We start from the raw sequence: 18,802 nt of genomic DNA, 5'->3' as shown, positions 1-18,802 counted from the left end.
AGAAAAATCAGAGAATAACCCTGCAACGTTCAGAGGGTTTATGGCACACTGCGCTTTTCGCACGGTCTGGCCGGGTGCTTCCCACGGTTATTGATGAGAGAGAATAACAACATGAAATGGCTATGTTCTGTAGGTGTCGCCGTCAGCCTGGCGCTGCAACCTGCGCTGGCAGAGGATTTGTTTGGTAATCACCCGCTCACGCCTGAAGCCCGCGACGCGTTTGTCACGGAGTTGCTTAAGAAGATGACGGTCGATGAAAAAATCGGCCAGCTGCGTCTGATCAGCGTTGGCCCGGATAACCCGAAAGAGGCCATCCGCGAGATGATTAAAGAGAACCAGGTGGGCGCGATTTTTAACACCGTCACCCGCCAGGATATCCGCGCCATGCAGGATCAGGTGATGCAGCTCAGCCGCCTGAAAATCCCGCTGTTCTTCGCCTATGACGTGGTGCACGGCCAGCGCACCGTCTTCCCGATCAGCCTCGGCTTAGCCTCCTCGTTTAACCTCGACACGGTGAAAACCGTCGGGCGCGTGTCGGCCTATGAAGCGGCGGACGACGGCCTGAACATGACCTGGGCACCGATGGTGGACGTCTCGCGCGATCCGCGCTGGGGCCGCGCCTCGGAAGGCTTCGGTGAAGACACCTATTTAACGGCCACGATGGGCAAAACCATGGTGGAAGCGATGCAGGGCAAGAGCCCGGCGGACCGCTACTCGGTGATGACCAGCGTTAAACACTTCGCGGCCTACGGCGCCGTGGAAGGCGGTAAAGAGTACAACACCGTCGACATGAGCCCACAGCGCCTGTTTAACGACTACATGCCGCCGTACAAGGCGGGGCTGGATGCGGGCAGCGGCGCGGTGATGGTGGCGCTGAACTCGCTGAACGGCACGCCTGCGACCTCCGATTCCTGGCTGCTGAAAGACGTCCTTCGCGACCAGTGGGGCTTTAAGGGCATCACCGTTTCCGACCACGGCGCGATTAAAGAGCTGATCAAGCACGGCACGGCGTCCGATCCGGAAGACGCGGTGCGCGTGGCGCTTAAGTCCGGCATCAACATGAGCATGAGCGACGAGTACTACAGCAAATACCTGCCGGGGCTGGTGAAGAGCGGCAAGGTAACGATGGCGGAGCTGGACGATGCCGCGCGCCACGTGCTGAACGTGAAATATGACATGGGGCTGTTTAACGATCCGTACAGCCACCTGGGGCCGAAAGATTCTGACCCGGCGGATACCAACGCCGAAAGTCGCCTGCACCGTAAAGAGGCGCGTGAAGTGGCGCGCGAAAGTCTGGTGCTGCTGAAGAACCGCCTTGACACGCTGCCGCTGAAAAAATCCGGCACTATTGCTGTGGTCGGCCCGCTGGCTGACAGCAAGCGCGACGTGATGGGCAGCTGGTCCGCCGCGGGCGTGGCCGATCAGTCCGTTACCGTCCTGACCGGTATCAAGAGCGCCGTCGGTGAAAACGCCAAAGTGGTGTACGCCAAAGGGGCGAACGTCACCGACGATAAAGACATCGTCACCTTCCTCAACCAGTACGAGGAAGCGGTGAAGGTCGATCCGCGCACGCCGAAGGAGATGATCGACGAAGCGGTCAACGCGGCGAAGCAGTCTGACGTCGTTGTCGCGGTCGTGGGGGAAGCGCAGGGTATGGCGCACGAAGCCTCCAGCCGTACTGACATCACCATCCCGCAGAGCCAGCGCGATCTGATCGCCGCCCTGAAAGCAACCGGCAAGCCGCTGGTGCTGGTGCTGATGAACGGTCGTCCGCTGGCGCTGGTGAAAGAGGACCAGCAGGCTGACGCCATTCTGGAAACCTGGTTCGCCGGCACCGAAGGCGGTAACGCCATCGCCGACGTATTGTTTGGCGATTACAACCCGTCGGGCAAGCTGCCGATGTCCTTCCCGCGCTCCGTCGGGCAGATCCCGGTTTACTACAGCCACCTGAACACCGGCCGCCCGTACAACGCCGACAAGCCGAACAAATACACGTCTCGTTACTTTGACGAAGCTAACGGCCCGCTCTACCCGTTTGGTTATGGCCTGAGCTACACCACCTTCAAGGTCTCTGAGGTGAAAATGTCGGCGCCGAGCCTGAAGCGTGACGGCAAGGTCACCGCCAGCGTCGAGGTGACCAACACCGGCAAGCGTGAAGGGGCAACGGTGATTCAGATGTACGTGCAGGATGTCACCGCCTCGATGAGCCGTCCTGTGAAGCAGCTGCGCGGCTTTGAGAAGGTCAATCTCAAGCCTGGCGAAACCAAAACCATTAGCTTCCCGATTGACGTGGATGCGCTGAAGTTCTGGAACCAGCAGATGAAATATGATGCGGAACCGGGCAAGTTTAACGTCTTTATCGGGGTGGATTCCGCCCGCGTAAATAAAGGCGAGTTCGAGCTGCTGTAACCTTTTCCTCCTTTGCATCCCCCGTTCATCGGGGGATGCGTCTTACCTTATGCTAAAAAGGCATTTTGCCGGGTAAATCCGCCGTTTTAAGCTACGCTTTTCTCTCAAGCCTCTGAAAAAGGCAGCAAAAAAATGAGGATAGCGGAATGACGATTAAATCGGGGATGGTAGTTTCTGCGGCGCTACTCGCGGCGCTAAGCCTGCCGTTACAGGCGGCGGAGCCGGTAAAAGTGGGCTCAAAGATCGATACCGAGGGCGCGCTGCTCGGGAATATTATTCTCCAGGTGCTGGAAAGCCACGGCGTGAAAACCGTCAATAAAGTTCAGCTGGGCACCACGCCCGTCGTGCGCGGCGCGATTACCTCCGGCGAGCTGGATATCTATCCTGAATATACCGGCAACGGCGCGTTCTTCTTTAAAGAAGAGAACGATCCAGCATGGAAAAACGCCAAAGCTGGCTATGAAAAAGTCAAAAAACTCGACGCGGAACAGAACAAGCTGGTCTGGCTGACCCCGGCCCCGGCCAACAATACCTGGACTATCGCCGTGCGTAAGGACGTGGCGGAGAAAGGGAAGCTCACCTCGCTTGCGGATCTCAGCCGCTACCTGAAAGAGAAGGGCGACTTCAAGCTCGCGGCGTCCGCGGAGTTTATCGAGCGTCCTGACGCGCTGCCTGCATTCGAAAAAGCGTACGATTTCAAGCTCGACCAGGCGCAACTGCTCTCGCTGGCGGGCGGAGATACGGCGGTAACCATTAAGGCGGCGGCGCAGCAAACCTCCGGCGTTAACGCGGCGATGGCCTACGGCACCGACGGCCCGGTCGCGGCGCTGGGTCTGCAAACCCTGACCGATCCAAAAGGCGTTCAGCCGATCTACGCTCCAACCCCGGTTGTGCGTGAGGCGGTGCTGAAAGCCTACCCGGATATTGCTGAATGGCTCAAACCGGTCTTCGAAAAGCTGGATGAAAAAACGCTGCAACAGCTGAATGCCAGCATTGCCGTCGAGGGACTGGATGCCAAAAAAGTGGCCGCCGACTTCCTGAAACAACAAGGGCTTGTGAAGTAACGGGAAAGGGCTGTGCCAATAAAATGTCATAACCGCGTACTGCTGCTGTTGGCCTGCGTGGCCATCGCGGCGGTCGCGTTACCGTTTGTGAACGTCGCGCCTAACCGCCTGATGTCGGGGGAAGGGCGTGCTCTCTGGGACGTATGGTCGTTCACGCCGTGGTGGCTGGCGGCTGCGCTGGCCGCGTGGGTTGCACTGTCGCTCTGGCAAGGGCGAACGGCGCAGTGGCTGACGCTGCTGCTCTCGGAAGGTCTCTTTATCACGCTGTTCTGGAGCGCGGGGCTGGCGGCAACGCATATGGCCTCGGCGGAAAGTCCGCTGGCGAGAACCACGCCAGGCAGCGGCCTGTGGCTCTGGCTGGCTTTGTGTTTACTGGCCAGCAGCGATGCGATTCGTCGTCTCATCGCCAGTTCTGTCTGGCGCTGGGTGCTTAATGCGCAGATATGGTCTATTCCGCTGCTGTTATTGTTCAGCGGTGAACTGAACAACCTCTCGCTGTTAAAAGAGTACGCCAACCGTCAGGAGGTGTTTGATGATGCCCTGGCGCAACATCTGACGATCCTTTTCGGCACGCTGATCCCGGCGCTGCTGATCGGGATACCGCTCGGCATGTGGTGTTATCGTCATCCCTCACGTCAGGGTAGCATCTTTGCTGTACTCAACGTCATCCAGACCATTCCCTCCGTTGCGCTGTTTGGCCTGCTGATTGCCCCTCTGGCCGGGCTGGTGAAGTCGTTTCCCGCGCTGGGCGCGGTGGGTATCGCCGGAACGGGGCTAACGCCCGCGCTGATTGCGCTGGTGCTGTACGCGCTGCTCCCGCTGGTGCGCGGCGTAGTCGCGGGCTTAAGCCAGGTTGCGCCGGATGTGCTGGAAAGCGCCCATGCGATGGGGATGAGCGCGCGACAGTGTTTCTGGAAGATTCAGCTCCCGCTGGCGCTGCCCCTGCTGCTGCGCAGCCTGCGTGTGGTGGCAGTTCAGACCGTTGGCATGGCGGTGATTGCCGCGCTGATTGGAGCGGGCGGCTTTGGCGCGCTGGTGTTCCAGGGGCTGCTGAGCAGCGCCCTCGATCTGGTGTTGTTAGGCGTAGTCCCTACCATTACGCTGGCGGTTGTCGTCGACGCCCTGTTTGCCTTATGGCTCGCGCTGCTCAGGAGAAGAGCCAATGATTGAATTTCATGATGTGAGTAAAACCTTTGCCGGCCGCCCGGCGGCAAGCCATCTGAACCTGAACTTTGCCGAGGGGGCATTTTCCGTGCTGATTGGCACTTCGGGCTCGGGAAAATCCACCACGCTGAAGATGATCAACCGGTTGGTGGAGCATGACAGCGGGTTAATTCGCTTTGCCGGGGAAGAGATCCGCAGCCTGCCGGTGCTGGAGCTGCGCCGCCGAATGGGCTATGCCATTCAATCTATCGGCCTGTTTCCGCACTGGACGGTGGCACAGAACATCGCCACCGTGCTGCAGCTGGAGAAATGGTCGCGGGCTAAAATCGCTGACCGCGTTGATGAACTGATGTCTCTGCTGGGGCTGGAGCCCGCGTTGCGCGACCGCTATCCTCACCAGCTCTCCGGTGGGCAACAGCAGCGCGTGGGCGTGGCGCGCGCGCTGGCGGCTAACCCGCAGGTGCTGCTGATGGATGAACCCTTTGGCGCGCTGGATCCCGTTACGCGCGGGGCGCTGCAAACGGAGATGACCCGCATTCACCGCATTCTTGGTCGAACCATCGTCCTTGTGACGCACGATATAGATGAAGCCCTGCGCCTGGCCGACCATCTGGTGCTGATGGACCACGGCGAGGTGGTGCAGCAGGGCGCGCCGCTTGCGCTGCTGACCAGCCCGAAGAATGACTTTGTACGCGAGTTTTTTGGCCGCAGCGAGCTGGGCGTCAGGCTGCTCTCCCTGCGGACGGTCGGAGACTATATGCGCCGTGAGAATGCACCGCCCGGCGGGGAACCGCTACAGGAGCAGATGAGCCTGCGGGATGCCCTCTCCGCGTTTGTCGCGCGCCGGTGCGAAGTCCTGCCCGTGGCGGATGTCCGGGGTGCGCCGTGCGGCAGCCTGCATTTTCGCGATCTGCTGGCCGGGGAGGTGACGCGTGAAGGCACTGCGTGATCCACTCCTCTGGCTGGTAGCGCTCTTTGTCGCCTTACTGTTTCTGATGCCTCACAGCGCGGCGCTGTTTAACACTCTTTTTCCGGGGCTACCGCGGCCGGTGTATCAGCAGGAGAGCTTTATTAACCTTGCCCTGGCGCATCTCTGGCTGGTGGCGCTCTCAAGCGTCATCGCGGTGGTGCTGGGAGTAGGAGCGGGCATCGCGGTCACGCGACCTGCGGGCCGGGAGTTTCGTCCGCTGGTGGAGACGGTGGCGGCCATTGGGCAGACGTTTCCGCCAGTGGCGGTGCTGGCGATAGCGGTGCCGGTGATGGGTTTTGGTCAGCAGCCCGCGATTATTGCGCTGATTCTGTACGGCGTGTTGCCCGTTCTGCAGGGCACGCTGGCGGGCGTTGCGGCGGTCCCGGCGTCTGTTTTAAGCGTGGCGGAAGGGATGGGGATGAGCCGATGGCAGCGGCTGCGCAAGATAGAACTGCCGCTTGCGGCACCGGTTATTATTGCCGGGATCCGCACGTCGGTGATCATTAACATCGGGACGGCGACCATTGCGTCTACGGTCGGTGCCAATACGCTGGGAACGCCGATCATCATCGGCTTAAGCGGGTTTAATACGGCTTATATTGTGCAGGGGGCGGTGCTGGTCGCGCTGGCGGCCATCGTTGTCGATCGCCTTTTTGAGCGGCTGGCGCTGTACCTCAGCCGACACCGCCACGAACGATAAACGAGTATCCTGCAAGCATCACGCCGCCGATACCGCTTACGGCCATCAGGACAAAAAGGGTAATAATGGCGAGTTTGGTTGCCTTCATCATGTGCTCCTGTTGTTAACGGAACAATTATACGGTGAAGCGCAGCTGTTAATGAACCATTAAATGCCGTTATGGCTCATCCGGGCCAAGGGAATAAACCGGATAACCATGCTCACGCCACTCCGTCAGCAGCTGTTGCTGCGTGGCGGACGGCACTTCGCCACACCAGACCAGCAGGGTCTGGCCGTCGAAAAACTCGGGTTTGAGCTGCCCCAGCGAGTGCGCAAGGACATCCACGCGCCAGCCCTTTTGGGTGGCGATCCACGCTTCCAGCCACAGACGGGTGGTATCGTGCACGTTCCAGCCGACCACCAGCGCATCTTTTCCTGCCTTGTTCTTCGCCGAGGCAAGACAGACGGCGATATAGTTGATCAGCACCCCGTCAAGCATGCTGAGCAGCGCCTGCAGGGTAGACTGTTGGCACTGCAGGCGCCGACGGAGCGGAATGAAAAGATGGGTGATAAGCGTTTTCGCCGGATAATCGCGACCCTGCTCTTTGATCCAGGCGCGCAGTCGCTGCAGGTTACCCGCCTGCAGGAGCCGCAGCAGCGTTTCCTGCTGCTCGCGCCAGAGGCGTTGCGTGTCCGGGTCGTCCTGGCTCAGCAGGGACTTTACTTTCCCGACCTGCACCCCGTTGTCGATCCAGCTTTTGATTTCGCGGATCCGGTCGATATCGGCATCGTTGAAAAGGCGATGACCACCGTCCGTCCTCTGCGGTTTGAGTAATCCATACCGTCGCTGCCACGCCCGTAGGGTAACGGGATTGATATCACAAAGGAGTGCCACTTCACCGATTGTGTAAAGCGCCATATTTGCCCCCTGGCTTACGCGTCCCCAGCTTAACTGTAGACCCACTTTGCCGAACCAGGAAGGATTGATTAATTTTTAAACAAATAATGCGAACCATGCACGATGTGCAGAAAAAGATGTGATAACGGACACGATTTTGCGCTTTTTTGGGGCGCTTCAAAGAAAGTTCAGCCGCATCCGTGTATGTTACGCGTTTTTTAGCGTGTGCGGTTTTGAGTATGTACGAGTTTAACCTGGTGCTGCTGTTGCTTCAGCAGATGTGCGTGTTTCTGGTCATTGCCTGGCTGATGAGCAAAACGCGTCTTTTCATTCCGCTGATGCAGGTCACCGTACGTCTGCCGCACAAGCTGCTCTGCTACGTCACCTTCTCTATTTTTTGCATCATGGGGACCTACTTCGGCCTCCACATCGAAGACTCTATTGCTAATACGCGCGCCATCGGCGCGGTGATGGGCGGGCTGCTGGGCGGCCCGGTCGTCGGTGGTCTTGTCGGTTTAACCGGTGGGCTGCATCGCTATTCCATGGGCGGGATGACGGCGCTCAGCTGCATGATCTCGACGATCGTCGAAGGGCTGCTTGGTGGCCTGGTGCACAGCTATATGATTAAGCGCGGTCGCCCGGACAAGGTGTTTAGCCCGCTTACCGCCGGGGCCATTACATTTGTGGCTGAAATGGCGCAGATGGCAATCATTCTGCTGATTGCCCGCCCGTTCGAGGATGCGCTGCACCTGGTCAGCAGTATTGCCGCCCCGATGATGGTGACCAACACCGTCGGCGCGGCGCTGTTTATGCGTATTCTGCTGGACAAGCGCGCCATGTTTGAGAAGTACACCTCGGCCTTTTCCGCCACGGCGTTGAAGGTTGCCGCCTCGACCGAAGGGATCCTGCGTCAGGGGTTTAACGAAGAGAACAGCATGAAGGTTGCGCAGGTGCTCTATAAAGAGCTGGATATCGGCGCGGTGGCCATTACCGATCGCGAAAAGCTGCTGGCGTTTACCGGCACCGGAGACGATCACCACCTGCCGGGCAAACCGATCTCGTCGACCTATACGCTGCGCGCCATTGAAACCGGCGAAGTAGTGTATGCCGACGGTAACGAAGTGCCTTACCGCTGCTCGCTGCATCCGCAGTGCAAGCTGGGCTCCACGCTCGTCATTCCGCTGCGCGGGGAAAATCAGCGAGTGATGGGCACCATCAAGCTGTATGAGGCGAAAAACCGTCTGTTCAGCTCCATCAACCGCACGCTGGGGGAGGGTATCGCCCAGCTTCTTTCCGCGCAAATTCTGGCCGGGCAGTATGAACGGCAGAAAGCCCTGCTGACGCAGTCTGAAATTAAGCTGCTGCACGCCCAGGTCAATCCGCATTTCCTGTTTAATGCCCTCAACACGCTCAAAGCAGTGATCCGCCGCGACAGCGATCAGGCCGCGCAGCTGGTGCAGTTTTTGTCGACCTTTTTCCGTAAAAACCTGAAGCGCCCGTCAGAGATCGTGACCCTCGCCGATGAAATTGAGCACGTGAATGCCTATCTGCAAATTGAGCAGGCGCGGTTTCAGTCCCGCCTGCAGGTGTCGCTCTCCGTTCCGGACGAGCTGGCGTATCAGCATCTTCCGGCCTTTACCCTGCAGCCTATCGTGGAGAACGCCATCAAGCACGGTACCTCGCAGCTGCTGGGGAGAGGGGAGATAACCATTGCTGCCAGCCGTTTTAACCACCATCTGGTGCTGGATATTGAAGATAACGCCGGGCTGTACCAGCCTTCCGCTTCGGGCGGATTAGGGATGAGCCTGGTTGATAAACGTCTGCGCGCCCATTTTGGCGACGACTGTGGCATTACCGTCGCCTGCGAGCCTGACCGTTTTACCCGTATTACCGTTCGACTGCCGCTGGAGGAAAACGCATGTTAAGAGTGCTGATCGTGGATGACGAGCCGCTGGCACGGGAAAACCTGCGCGTTCTGCTGCAGGAGCAGCCAGACATTGAGATTGTGGGGGAGTGCGCCAACGCCATTGAGGCCATCGGTGCGGTGCACAAGCTGCGCCCGGACGTGCTGTTCCTCGACATTCAGATGCCGCGCATCAGCGGGCTGGAGATGGTCGGCATGCTCGACCCGGCGCATCGTCCCTACATCGTGTTTCTGACGGCGTTCGACGAATATGCCGTTAAGGCTTTTGAGGAGCACGCGTTCGATTATTTACTCAAGCCGATTGAAGAGAAGCGGCTGGAAAAAACGCTCACCCGCTTACGCCAGGAGCGAACCGTCCAGGACGTTACGCTGTTGCCGGAGAACCAGCAGCCGCTGAAATTTATCCCCTGCACCGGGCACAGCCGGATTTATCTGCTGCAGATGGATGATGTGGCCTTTGTCAGCAGCCGCCTGAGCGGGGTGTTTGTCACCAGCGCGGAAGGGAACGAAGGGTTTACCGAGCTGACCCTGCGCACGCTGGAGAGCCGCACGCCGCTGATTCGCTGTCACCGTCAGTATCTGGTGAACATGGCGCACCTGAAGGAGATCCGTCTGGAAGATAACGGTCAGGCCGAGCTGGTGCTGCGCGCCGGGCAGACCGTCCCCGTCAGCCGCCGCTATCTGAAAAGTTTGAAAGAGGCGATTGGCCTGTAAAACTGGTACACTGCGCGCCATTGCATCATCGACATTCGAAGGCTCTATGCTAAGTAACGATATTCTTCGTAGCCTGCGCTACACCCTGAAAGCAAACAATAACGACATGGTGCGCATTCTTGCGCTGTCCGACATGGAATCCACGTCTGCAAATTTTGATACCTGGATGACCAAAGAGGACGAAGAGGGCTTCGTCCGCTGCCCGGACATCATTCTGTCGGGTTTTCTGAACGGGCTGATTTACGATAAACGTGGAAAAGATGACTCCGCGCCCGAGCTGGCGCTGGAGCGTCGCGTGAACAACAACACGGTGCTGAAAAAGCTGCGTATCGCCTTCTCGCTGAAAACGGACGATATCCAGGCGATCATGACCGAGCAGAAATACCGCGTGTCGATGCCGGAAATTACTGCCATGATGCGCGCGCCGGACCACAAAAATTACCGCGAGTGCGGCGACCAGTTTCTGCGTAATTTCCTGCGCGGGCTGACCCATCGGGTGCATCACCCGAAACCATAAAAAAAGCCGGAGATTATCTCCGGCTTTTTTGTTATTTCACCTGCTGACCCGGCTTCGCGCCTTCGTCTGGGCTTAACAGGAAGATATCCTTCCCGCCAGGGCCTGCTGCCATCACCATCCCCTCGGAAATGCCGAAGCGCATTTTGCGCGGCGCCAGGTTAGCGACCATCACGGTTTGACGGCCGATCAGCACCTGCGGGTCCGGGTAGGCAGAACGGATGCCGGAGAAGACGTTGCGCTTCTCGCCGCCGAGATCCAGCGTCAGGCGCAGCAGCTTGTCAGAGCCTTCCACGAATTCTGCGTTTTCAATCAGCGCCACGCGCAGGTCGACTTTAGCGAAGTCATCAAAGGTGATGGTTTCCTGAATCGGATCGTCCGCCAGCGGGCCGGTTACCGGTGCTGCAGCCGCTTTCACCTCTTCTTTAGAGGCTTCGACCAGCGCTTCAACCTGCTTCATCTCGATGCGGTTATACAGCGCCTTAAAGGTGTTCACCTTGTGGCCGAGCAGCGGCTGCGCCATTGCATCCCAGGTCAGTTCAGTGTTCAGGAACGCTTCAGCGCGGGCTGCCAGCTGCGGCAGAACCGGCTTCAGGTACGTCATCAGCACGCGGAACAGGTTGATGCCCATGGAGCAGATGGCCTGCAGATCGGCATCGCGGCCTTCCTGTTTAGCGACAACCCACGGCGCCTGCTCGTCCACATAGCGGTTAGCCAGGTCAGCCAGCGCCATGATTTCACGCACTGCTTTACCGAACTCGCGCGTTTCCCAGGCTTCGCCAATGGTGGCTGCCGCGTCGGTGAAGGTTTGGTACAGGGCAGGGTCCGCAAGTTCAGCGGCCATTACGCCGTCAAAGCGCCTGGCGATAAAGCCCGCGTTACGGGACGCCAGGTTCACCACCTTGTTGACGATGTCTGCGTTCACGCGCTGCACGAAATCTTCCAGGTTCAGGTCGATATCGTCGATGCGGGAAGAGAGCTTCGCGGTGTAGTAGTAGCGCAGGCTGTCCGCGTCGAAGTGGTTCAGCCAGGTGCTGGCCTTGATGAACGTCCCGCGGGACTTGGACATCTTGGCGCCGTTCACCGTGACGTAGCCGTGTACGAACAGGTTGGTCGGCTTGCGGAAGTTGCTGCCTTCCAGCATGGCCGGCCAGAACAGGCTGTGGAAGTAAACGATGTCTTTGCCGATGAAGTGGTACAGCTCGGCGGTAGAGTCTTTCTTCCAGTATTCGTCGAAGCTGACGGTGTCGCCCCGCTTGTCGCACAGGTTCTTGAAGGAGCCCATGTAGCCGATTGGCGCATCCAGCCAGACGTAGAAATATTTGCCCGGCGCATTCGGGATTTCGAAGCCAAAGTACGGCGCATCGCGGGAGATATCCCACTGCTGCAGGCCGGATTCGAACCACTCCTGCATCTTGTTCGCCACCTGCTCCTGCAGCGCGCCACTGCGGGTCCACGCCTGCAGCATTTCGCTGAAGGACGGCAGGTCGAAGAAGAAGTGCTCGGAATCACGCATCACAGGTGTGGCGCCGGATACCACGGATTTGGGCTCAATCAGTTCGGTCGGGCTGTAGGTCGCGCCGCAGACTTCGCAGTTATCGCCGTACTGATCCGGGGATTTACATTTTGGACAGGTGCCTTTGACGAAACGGTCCGGCAGGAACATGCCTTTTTCCGGATCGTACAGCTGAGAGATAGTGCGGTTTTTGATGAAACCGTTCTCTTTCAGACGGGTGTAGATCAGCTCAGACAGCTCGCGGTTTTCGTCGCTGTGAGTGGAGTGATAGTTGTCATAGCTGATGTCAAAGCCAGCAAAATCGGTCTGATGCTCCTGACTCATTTCGGCAATCATCTGCTCCGGGGAAATCCCCAGCTGCTGCGCTTTAAGCATGATCGGCGTGCCGTGGGCATCGTCCGCACAGATGAAGTTAACCTCGTGGCCGCGCATTCGCTGGTAACGGACCCAGACATCAGCCTGGATATGCTCCAGCATGTGGCCGAGGTGGATTGAGCCGTTGGCGTACGGCAGGGCGCACGTTACCAGAATTTTTTTCGCGACTTGAGTCATAGTAGGCATTACTTCTTTTAACTGTGAAAAGGGTTTTCGATATTACCAAAAGGGGCATTATTAAGTAAGCACAAACCACGGCCTTTCAGGTAAACTTGTTTGTCTAAGGTCTTATTCACAAGAACAAAGGAGTCGGGATGAGTTCTCAATCCCAGGCCAAATCACCGGAAGCCTTACGAGCAATGGTCGCCGGGACGCTGGCTAACTTTCAGCATCCAACCCTGAAACATAACCTCACTACGCTGAAAGCGTTGCACCACGTCGCGTGGCTGGACGATACGCTGCACGTTGAAGTGCAGATGCCGTTCGTCTGGACCAGCGCCTTTGACGCGCTGAAAGAGCAGACCAGCGCCGAGCTGTTGCGCATTACCGGTGCGAAAGCGATTGACTGGAAGCTGAGCCACAGCATTGCCACGCTGAAGCGTGTGAAAAATCAGCCGGGCGTCAACGGGGTGAAAAACATCATCGCCGTGAGTTCAGGTAAGGGTGGGGTGGGTAAATCCTCTACCGCCGTCAACCTCGCGCTCGCGCTGGCGGCGGAAGGGGCAAAGGTCGGTATTCTGGATGCCGATATCTACGGTCCGTCTATTCCAAACATGCTGGGTGCGGAAAATCAACGTCCAACCTCGCCGGACGGCACGCATATGGCGCCGATCGTGGCGCACGGTCTGGCGACCAACTCCATCGGTTACCTGGTGACCGACGATAACGCCATGGTCTGGCGCGGCCCGATGGCCAGCAAAGCGCTGCTGCAGATGCTGCAGGAAACGATGTGGCCGGATCTGGATTATCTGGTGCTGGACATGCCGCCGGGCACCGGTGACATTCAGCTGACGCTGGCGCAGAACATCCCGGTAACGGGGGCCGTTGTGGTCACCACGCCGCAGGATATCGCGCTGATCGACGCCAAAAAAGGCATCGTGATGTTTGAGAAAGTGGAAGTGCCGGTGCTCGGCATCGTCGAGAACATGAGCATGCACATCTGCAGCAACTGCGGACACCATGAGCCTATCTTTGGTACGGGCGGGGCGGAAAAACTGGCAGCGCAGTATCACACCCAGCTGCTGGGGCAGATGCCGCTGCATATTTCCTTGCGTGAAGATCTGGACAGCGGGAAGCCGACGGTCGTCAGCCGTCCGGACAGCGAGTTCGCTGAGAAGTATCGCCAGCTGGCGGGGCGCGTTGCGGCGCAGCTCTACTGGCAGGGTGAAGTGATCCCGGGTGAAATCGCCTTCCGCGCGGTGTAACCCCCCAGCGCTGGATTGCCGGGTGGCGGCTTCGCCTTACCCGGCCTACGAAATACGATTTTGTAGGTCAGGTAAGCGAAGCGCCACCTGACTTTACCCAAGCCGGTAATGCATAAGATAGTATTCTCCCTCAGGAGAATTCCCCGTCGCTTCAATGTGCCAGCCGTGCCGCTGGTAAAACGTAATAGCCCGCGCATTCTTCACTAGACACTTGAGTGAGCCCGTGCTGGTAAACGTCTTCTGTACGTGCTCAAGTAACACATGTCCGACGCCCAGGCTCTGATACTGCGGGTCGACAAACAGGTTGTGCAGAAAATTATCGTTCGTCCAGACTGAGGCGAAGCCAAGTCGGTGCCCATCCTGCTCCGCCACCCAAATCTCTTCGTCCAGGGTTGCCGCGTCAAAATCTTCAAGCTGCCACGCAGAACTGTCCAGCCACGGCCAGGCTTCACGCCGGGCGTGGAGGTAGAGCGTACGCAGGAAAGGGCGGTCGCTCTCCTGCCACGGACGGATTACGATCGTATCAGCGATGATAGAAAATATCTCCATTGTAGGCTTTGTAGATTTTGCCATCTGCATCGCCAATCAGGACGTAGTTTTCGCCCATGTAGGTCCAGTGGGTACCGGCATCCGGTGCCGGAAGGTTACGCAGCTGGTACTGTTTAATGGTGTACTCCGGCGTTTGATACTGCGCCGGTGCCGTATCGCCGATTTTAAACTTCGTGAAATCGGCGATGAACTCTTGTTCTTCATAGGCCTTGATGCCCGATGGCGCAGCGGCGGTTTGCGGGGCAGAAAACGCGGAGCCCGCCAGAGACAGTAATACACCCAGAAGCAGCAATTTACGCTTAGCCATTTTTTCTCCAGTGATATTGTTTCAGAGACTTTCGTCTGCAGGGCACCCAGCACAAGACAGACGGTCTATTTTAAGTATCAAAGCATGATGCGTTTGATAAAAAATGTAACAAAAGTGGAGGGGTTTGGGTAGTCGATAACGGTGTTGCTCATCATTGCGGTGAATGTTGATTGTGCGGAATATTTGTTATTTTTATTATTTTATTAATCTATTCTGAAAATAAGTTTATACGTCAAAATAGCACCGTTAAGCGAATGCTTTCGTAAGGGATAACATTTAATATCGCGGCGCATAAAGTATTATTACTCTCCGTTTTCTTGCGCAATTGTGCGCTGTTTTTTAACTTTTTAAACAACAGCGAACGTGTGTTTTACAGTGTCACGGGGAAATAATAAATAACGATATTTCAAGGTCTTGCTTGCTTTTTTTGCGAGTTAACTACCCAGCGCAACGATAAATCAACATTTTATATAAATGAAAAATACAACTGCTCTTTTACTGTCCTTTCTGACGCTCAGCCAGCTAACAGGATGTGTATTTTCACCAGGCCAGAACTTAAGTCTTTCCGGGAAAAAAGTCACTACCGGTGAGGAAATTAACGATCCGCTGGACAAACGCGTGGAAGTTTTTCCTTTAACCCCTGGATTGATTGAAAAACTGCGCCCACCCGTTTCTAAATCTCAGGCAAATCCTACTCTGGATGAGCAGCTCAAAAACTGGGAATACCGCATTGGCTCAGGGGACATTTTGACGGTCACCGTCTGGGATCACCCTGAACTCACGACGCCCGCAGGGCAGTACCGTAGCGCGAGCGACGCGGGTAACTGGGTTAACGCCGATGGTACGCTTTTCTACCCCTACGTCGGCAAGCTGAAAGTGGCGGGCAAAACGGTTTCGCAGGTACGTGAGGAGATCACCGCGCGGCTGGATGAGGTCATTGAGAGCCCTCAGGTGGACGTCAGCGTTGCCTCCTTCCGTTCTCAAAAAGCCTATATCACCGGAGAGGTTGAGAAATCGGGCCAGCAGCCAATAACCAATATTCCATTGACGGTAATGGATGCGGTGAACGCCGCGGGCGGTCTCTCTGCGGATGCGGACTGGCGTAACGTCGTGCTCACGCATGATGGCCAGGACTCACGCCTTTCCCTCTATGCTCTGATGCAACATGGCGATTTAACCCAAAATAAGCTGCTTTATCCGGGTGATATCCTGTTTGTTCCCCGGAACGACGCGCTGAAAGTGTTTGTGATGGGCGAGGTGGTTAAACAGAGCACCCTTAAGATGGATCGTAGCGGCATGACGCTGGCCGAAGCCCTGGGGAATGCAGGCGGGCTGAACCAGAATATGGCCGATGCAACCGGGATTTTTGTTATTCGCCCGGTTTCACGAAAAGGCGAGAAAGACAAAATCGCCAACATCTATCAACTCAATGCGGAAGATGCCTCAGCCATGGTGCTGAGCACAGAATTCGAGCTGGAACCGTACGACATTGTCTATGTCACGACGGCACCGCTTTCACGCTGGAATCGTGTGATCGCCCAGCTGGTACCCACCATCAGTGGCGTACATGACCTGACCGAAACCGTCCGTTACATCAGGTCGTGGCCGCAATAATGTTCAATTCAATTCTCGTGGTTTGCACCGGCAATATTTGCCGTTCACCGATTGGTGAGCGGCTGTTGCGCCAGCAGCTACCCGACGCGCAGGTGACCTCGGCAGGTATTTTCGGGCTTGAAGGACGCCCGGCGGATGCGACTGCAAAGGCAGTCGCCTTACGTCATGGCGTTTCGCTGGAAGGTCACGTGGCGCGTAAGGTCACACGTTTTCTGTTACAAAAATCCGATTTGATTCTGGTGATGGAGCCAGAGCATCTCCGTTTTATTGCCTCAGTGGCGCCGGAGAATCGGGGGAAATCGCTGTTGTTTGGTCAGTGGCTGGAAACAAAGGACATTCCCGACCCGTATCGCAAAAGCCGGGAAGCCTTCGAATATGTTTTCGAGCAGTTAGGAAAAGCCAGCCAGGAATGGGCTCGTCGTTTGCGTCAACAAGGAATGAAGCAGTAATGTCGTCTCATAAATCAGACAAATTTGGTGCTGCGACACCGCATGATAATGAAATTGATCTCATTCAGCTGTTAGCTGAGATGTTTGATCATCGGGTAATGATAGCGTGCATCACGCTCCTGTTCACCGTATGCGCCGGGATCTATGCGTATAGCGTCACACCGATCTATCAAGCTGATGCCCTTGTGCAGATAGAAGCGAAGCAGGACAACTCGTTGCTCAAAAGCTTAAGCCAGTTTGGTACCGATCTTTCACCTGATGTTGCGCCCGAACTCTTGCTGCTCAAGTCGCGGATGATTCTGGGAGAGACCGTTGATAAGCTTGGGCTAACATACAGCGTCAAACGGCGCGTGCTGCCCGTCATTGGGCCGCTGCTGGAACGAGGGCGTAAAGCCGGTGAACTGACAATTGGCGCGCTTACCCTTCCTCTTCTGGAAGACAAGCCACAGGAACTTTTACTGACCGTTCAGGAGCAGGGCCGGTATCACCTCGAAGGAAAAACGCTTGAGGCTGATGGCGTTGTTGGGAAAACGCTGGTTAAAAACGGAGTAACGCTGCTTGTCACCTCGCTCAGTGCGGCACCAGGCACCCGGTTTGCCCTCAAAACCGTCACAAAGCTTGAAGCAATTAACGCCCTTCAGCGCCGACTCATTGTTTCTGAGTCGGCGAAGCAGAGCGGAATTATTAGCTTAACGCTGACGGGCGAGGACCCTGACAAGATCGCCGTGGTGCTCAACACCATTGCTGAAAATTATCTCAGCCAGAATATTGCGCGCCAGGAAGCTAAAGATACCCGCAGCCTGACGTTTTTACAGGACCAATTACCTAAAATCAGGCGCGAACTGGATGAAGCCGAAGCACGATTGAACGCCTACAGAGAGCAGCGCGATTCTGTCGATCTATCCCTTGAGGCGAAGACGGTCCTCGATCAGGTTGTTAATGTGGAAAATCAGCTTAACGAGTTGACGTTCCGCGAAGCAGAAGTTTCTCAGCTATTCAAAAAGGATCACCCAACCTACCGCGCCTTACGGGAAAAAAAACAGACTCTGGAGCAGCAACGTACGCGTCTGAATAACCGTGTCTCATCCATGCCTTCTACACAGCAGGAAATTTTGCGTTTAAGCCGTGACGTTGAGTCCGGGCGCACCATCTACCTGCAGCTGCTGACGCGTCAGCAGGAGCTGAATATCTCGCGCTCCAGCGCCATCGGAAACGTGCGGATCATTGACCCTGCAGTAACGCAGCCTGGACCCGTCAAACCGCACAAAGTGATTATCATTGTGTTCGGTATGCTGGTGGGATTGATGCTCTCTGCAGGAACGGTGTTGGTGCGCTCTGCGTTTAAACGGGGCATCACCTCGTCTGAACAGCTGGAAGCGCAGGGAATGCCTCTTCTGGCTACGCTCCCGCGTTCAGTGTGGCTATGGAAAAAAACGCATTTGCGCAGAAGGACGCTGTTTGCTTCCCACTGGAAGCACAGGACGTCAAACGTACCTTTCCTGCCCGTTGACCGTCCGGCGGATATATTTGTCGAGGCGGTGCGCGGGTTACGCACCAGTCTGCATTTTACCATGATGAATGCCGTTAATCGGATAGTGGTGATTTCAGGCCCTTCGCAGGACTGCGGAAAGACTTTGGTGAGCACCTCGCTGGCGTCGATTGCCGCTCAGGCAGGTCAACGGGTACTGTTTATTGATGCGGATATGCGCAAGGGATATGTTCACAATATTTTCAAACTGAACAACCAGCATGGGTTGTCCGGCGTGCTGGGGGGAAGTGTAGAATGGCAGGATGCGATTCAACGCTTCGAGAAAGGTGGCTTTGATGTCTTGACCTGTGGACCTCAGCCTTCGCATCCTGTCGAGCTGCTTATGAATGAGCGCTTCCAGACGGTAATGTCACGAATAGACAAAGAGTACGACATCGTGATTGTCGACACGCCACCGGTGCTGGCCGTAACGGATGCGCTACTCGTCGCCAGAGCCGCGGCAACCACGTTGCTGGTTGCCCGTTTCGGTAAAACCAGCGTCAAAGAGATCGAAAACTGTCGGAAGCGTCTGCAGCAGATGGGCGTCCAGGTTGAAGGCGCGATTCTCAATGATATTGTGAAATCCGCTGCGTTCTATTACCACTCGGGTTATAGCCATTACAACTACGGCTATACCCCGGAATAAAGTGACGCGACACTTCTTTACAGCATGACGCCGAATAGCCCGCTAAGATGACCTCCGT

At 56.7% G+C, this 18,802-nt stretch carries 17 protein-coding genes; 12 read left to right on the top strand and 5 right to left on the bottom strand.

Going from position 1 to position 18,802, the window contains the following annotated elements:
- The first annotated feature begins 111 nt into the window (after window positions 1-111).
- From bglX to OKF39_RS15975, 5 genes are all read left to right on the top strand, one after another.
- The gene (gene bglX, locus OKF39_RS15995; RefSeq protein WP_136343553.1) at window positions 112-2,409 is read left to right on the top strand and encodes a beta-glucosidase BglX; all 2,298 of its coding nucleotides are present in this window, start codon (window positions 112-114) and stop codon (window positions 2,407-2,409) included.
- Between the two features lie 146 nt (window positions 2,410-2,555).
- On the top strand, window positions 2,556-3,473 hold the full coding sequence (gene osmF, locus OKF39_RS15990; protein WP_041909045.1) for a glycine betaine ABC transporter substrate-binding protein OsmF: 918 nt from the start codon (window positions 2,556-2,558) through the stop codon (window positions 3,471-3,473).
- Between the two features lie 12 nt (window positions 3,474-3,485).
- Window positions 3,486-4,643, top strand: a complete 1,158-nt coding sequence (locus OKF39_RS15985; protein WP_479983141.1) for an ABC transporter permease — start codon at window positions 3,486-3,488, stop codon at window positions 4,641-4,643.
- Window positions 4,636-5,586, top strand: coding sequence for an ABC transporter ATP-binding protein (locus OKF39_RS15980; RefSeq protein ID WP_048957518.1), 951 nt, complete (start codon window positions 4,636-4,638; stop codon window positions 5,584-5,586). Before OKF39_RS15985 ends, OKF39_RS15980 begins: the two co-directional genes overlap by 8 nt.
- On the top strand, window positions 5,570-6,307 hold the full coding sequence (locus tag OKF39_RS15975) for an ABC transporter permease (RefSeq protein WP_045629854.1): 738 nt from the start codon (window positions 5,570-5,572) through the stop codon (window positions 6,305-6,307). Before OKF39_RS15980 ends, OKF39_RS15975 begins: the two co-directional genes overlap by 17 nt.
- Here the strand turns inward: OKF39_RS15975 and OKF39_RS15970 are convergent.
- Both OKF39_RS15970 and mlrA read right to left on the bottom strand, forming a co-directional pair.
- A complete protein-coding gene (locus tag OKF39_RS15970) occupies window positions 6,282-6,395 on the bottom strand; it encodes a protein YohO (RefSeq protein WP_008500895.1) in 114 nt (37 codons plus the stop codon). The two genes, OKF39_RS15975 and OKF39_RS15970, sit on opposite strands and share 26 nt — an antisense overlap.
- A 69-nt stretch (window positions 6,396-6,464) precedes the next feature.
- Window positions 6,465-7,205 carry an HTH-type transcriptional regulator MlrA gene (gene mlrA / locus OKF39_RS15965; protein WP_048959231.1) on the bottom strand — a complete coding sequence of 247 codons (741 nt, stop codon included), beginning with the start codon at window positions 7,203-7,205 and terminating at the stop codon, window positions 6,465-6,467.
- A gap of 218 nt (window positions 7,206-7,423) precedes the next feature.
- Between mlrA and OKF39_RS15960 the strand changes: the two genes are divergently transcribed.
- From OKF39_RS15960 to OKF39_RS15950, 3 genes are read left to right on the top strand one after another with little or no spacing between them, the layout of a single operon-like run.
- Window positions 7,424-9,109 (top strand): sensor histidine kinase, encoded by a 1,686-nt coding sequence (locus tag OKF39_RS15960; RefSeq protein WP_041909056.1) that lies wholly within the window; start codon window positions 7,424-7,426, stop codon window positions 9,107-9,109.
- Complete coding sequence (gene btsR, locus OKF39_RS15955) at window positions 9,103-9,822, top strand: two-component system response regulator BtsR (protein WP_023312443.1); 720 nt, start codon at window positions 9,103-9,105, stop codon at window positions 9,820-9,822. The genes OKF39_RS15960 and btsR overlap by 7 nt, the downstream gene beginning before the upstream one ends.
- A gap of 46 nt (window positions 9,823-9,868) precedes the next feature.
- Window positions 9,869-10,339, top strand: a complete 471-nt coding sequence (locus OKF39_RS15950) for a YehS family protein (protein WP_045259745.1) — start codon at window positions 9,869-9,871, stop codon at window positions 10,337-10,339.
- 31 nt (window positions 10,340-10,370) lie between these two features.
- On the opposite strand, the gene metG is transcribed toward OKF39_RS15950, so the two are convergent.
- The gene (gene metG / locus OKF39_RS15945; RefSeq protein WP_059358525.1) at window positions 10,371-12,404 is read right to left on the bottom strand and encodes a methionine--tRNA ligase; all 2,034 of its coding nucleotides are present in this window, start codon (window positions 12,402-12,404) and stop codon (window positions 10,371-10,373) included.
- A 137-nt stretch (window positions 12,405-12,541) separates the two neighbouring features.
- Here metG and apbC point away from each other — a divergent pair, with 137 nt between their 5' ends.
- Window positions 12,542-13,651, top strand: a complete 1,110-nt coding sequence (apbC, locus tag OKF39_RS15940; protein ID WP_479983140.1) for an iron-sulfur cluster carrier protein ApbC — start codon at window positions 12,542-12,544, stop codon at window positions 13,649-13,651.
- Window positions 13,652-13,744: 93 nt separating this feature from the next.
- Here the strand turns inward: apbC and OKF39_RS15935 are convergent, their stop codons facing one another.
- Window positions 13,745-14,224, bottom strand: a complete 480-nt coding sequence (locus tag OKF39_RS15935; protein WP_045259769.1) for a GNAT family N-acetyltransferase — start codon at window positions 14,222-14,224, stop codon at window positions 13,745-13,747.
- Entirely contained in the window at window positions 14,175-14,507 is a 333-nt protein-coding gene (locus tag OKF39_RS15930) for an RcnB family protein (protein WP_008500887.1), read from the bottom strand. The genes OKF39_RS15935 and OKF39_RS15930 overlap by 50 nt, the downstream gene beginning before the upstream one ends.
- Window positions 14,508-14,981: 474 nt before the next feature.
- Here OKF39_RS15930 and OKF39_RS15925 point away from each other — a divergent pair, with 474 nt between their 5' ends.
- Genes OKF39_RS15925 through OKF39_RS15915 form a run of 3 tightly spaced genes read left to right on the top strand, consistent with a single transcriptional unit; the run spans window position 14,982 to window position 18,744 of the window.
- Window positions 14,982-16,121 carry a polysaccharide export protein gene (locus tag OKF39_RS15925; protein ID WP_028013832.1) on the top strand — a complete coding sequence of 380 codons (1,140 nt, stop codon included), beginning with the start codon at window positions 14,982-14,984 and terminating at the stop codon, window positions 16,119-16,121.
- Window positions 16,121-16,570 carry an arsenate reductase/protein-tyrosine-phosphatase family protein gene (locus OKF39_RS15920; protein ID WP_028013831.1) on the top strand — a complete coding sequence of 150 codons (450 nt, stop codon included), beginning with the start codon at window positions 16,121-16,123 and terminating at the stop codon, window positions 16,568-16,570. The genes OKF39_RS15925 and OKF39_RS15920 overlap by 1 nt, the downstream gene beginning before the upstream one ends.
- Window positions 16,570-18,744 (top strand): polysaccharide biosynthesis tyrosine autokinase, encoded by a 2,175-nt coding sequence (locus OKF39_RS15915; RefSeq protein ID WP_479983139.1) that lies wholly within the window; start codon window positions 16,570-16,572, stop codon window positions 18,742-18,744. The genes OKF39_RS15920 and OKF39_RS15915 overlap by 1 nt, the downstream gene beginning before the upstream one ends.
- Window positions 18,745-18,802: the final 58 nt, after the last annotated feature.

It is taken from the genome of Enterobacter cloacae complex sp. HYC042_NIDB (assembly GCF_056673315.1).
The sequence above is the reverse complement of the archived record's forward strand: the minus strand, read 5'-3'. Positions and strand labels throughout refer to the sequence as shown.

Bases quoted from the DNA above. Each gene is read 5' to 3' on its own strand.
- OKF39_RS15930 (WP_008500887.1), bottom strand. From the start codon at position 14,507: ATGGCTAAGCGTAAATTGCTGCTTCTGGGTGTATTACTGTCTCTGGCG.
- OKF39_RS15960 (WP_041909056.1), top strand. From the start codon at position 7,424: ATGTACGAGTTTAACCTGGTGCTGCTGTTGCTTCAGCAGATGTGCGTG.
- OKF39_RS15920 (WP_028013831.1), top strand. From the start codon at position 16,121: ATGTTCAATTCAATTCTCGTGGTTTGCACCGGCAATATTTGCCGTTCA.
- OKF39_RS15970 (WP_008500895.1), bottom strand. From the start codon at position 6,395: ATGAAGGCAACCAAACTCGCCATTATTACCCTTTTTGTCCTGATGGCC.
- osmF (WP_041909045.1), top strand. From the start codon at position 2,556: ATGACGATTAAATCGGGGATGGTAGTTTCTGCGGCGCTACTCGCGGCG.
- bglX (WP_136343553.1), top strand. From the start codon at position 112: ATGAAATGGCTATGTTCTGTAGGTGTCGCCGTCAGCCTGGCGCTGCAA.
- OKF39_RS15950 (WP_045259745.1), top strand. From the start codon at position 9,869: ATGCTAAGTAACGATATTCTTCGTAGCCTGCGCTACACCCTGAAAGCA.
- OKF39_RS15980 (WP_048957518.1), top strand. From the start codon at position 4,636: ATGATTGAATTTCATGATGTGAGTAAAACCTTTGCCGGCCGCCCGGCG.
- OKF39_RS15925 (WP_028013832.1), top strand. From the start codon at position 14,982: ATGAAAAATACAACTGCTCTTTTACTGTCCTTTCTGACGCTCAGCCAG.
- OKF39_RS15915 (WP_479983139.1), top strand. From the start codon at position 16,570: ATGTCGTCTCATAAATCAGACAAATTTGGTGCTGCGACACCGCATGAT.
- btsR (WP_023312443.1), top strand. From the start codon at position 9,103: ATGTTAAGAGTGCTGATCGTGGATGACGAGCCGCTGGCACGGGAAAAC.
- metG (WP_059358525.1), bottom strand. From the start codon at position 12,404: ATGACTCAAGTCGCGAAAAAAATTCTGGTAACGTGCGCCCTGCCGTAC.
- OKF39_RS15935 (WP_045259769.1), bottom strand. From the start codon at position 14,224: ATGGCAAAATCTACAAAGCCTACAATGGAGATATTTTCTATCATCGCT.
- mlrA (WP_048959231.1), bottom strand. From the start codon at position 7,205: ATGGCGCTTTACACAATCGGTGAAGTGGCACTCCTTTGTGATATCAAT.
- apbC (WP_479983140.1), top strand. From the start codon at position 12,542: ATGAGTTCTCAATCCCAGGCCAAATCACCGGAAGCCTTACGAGCAATG.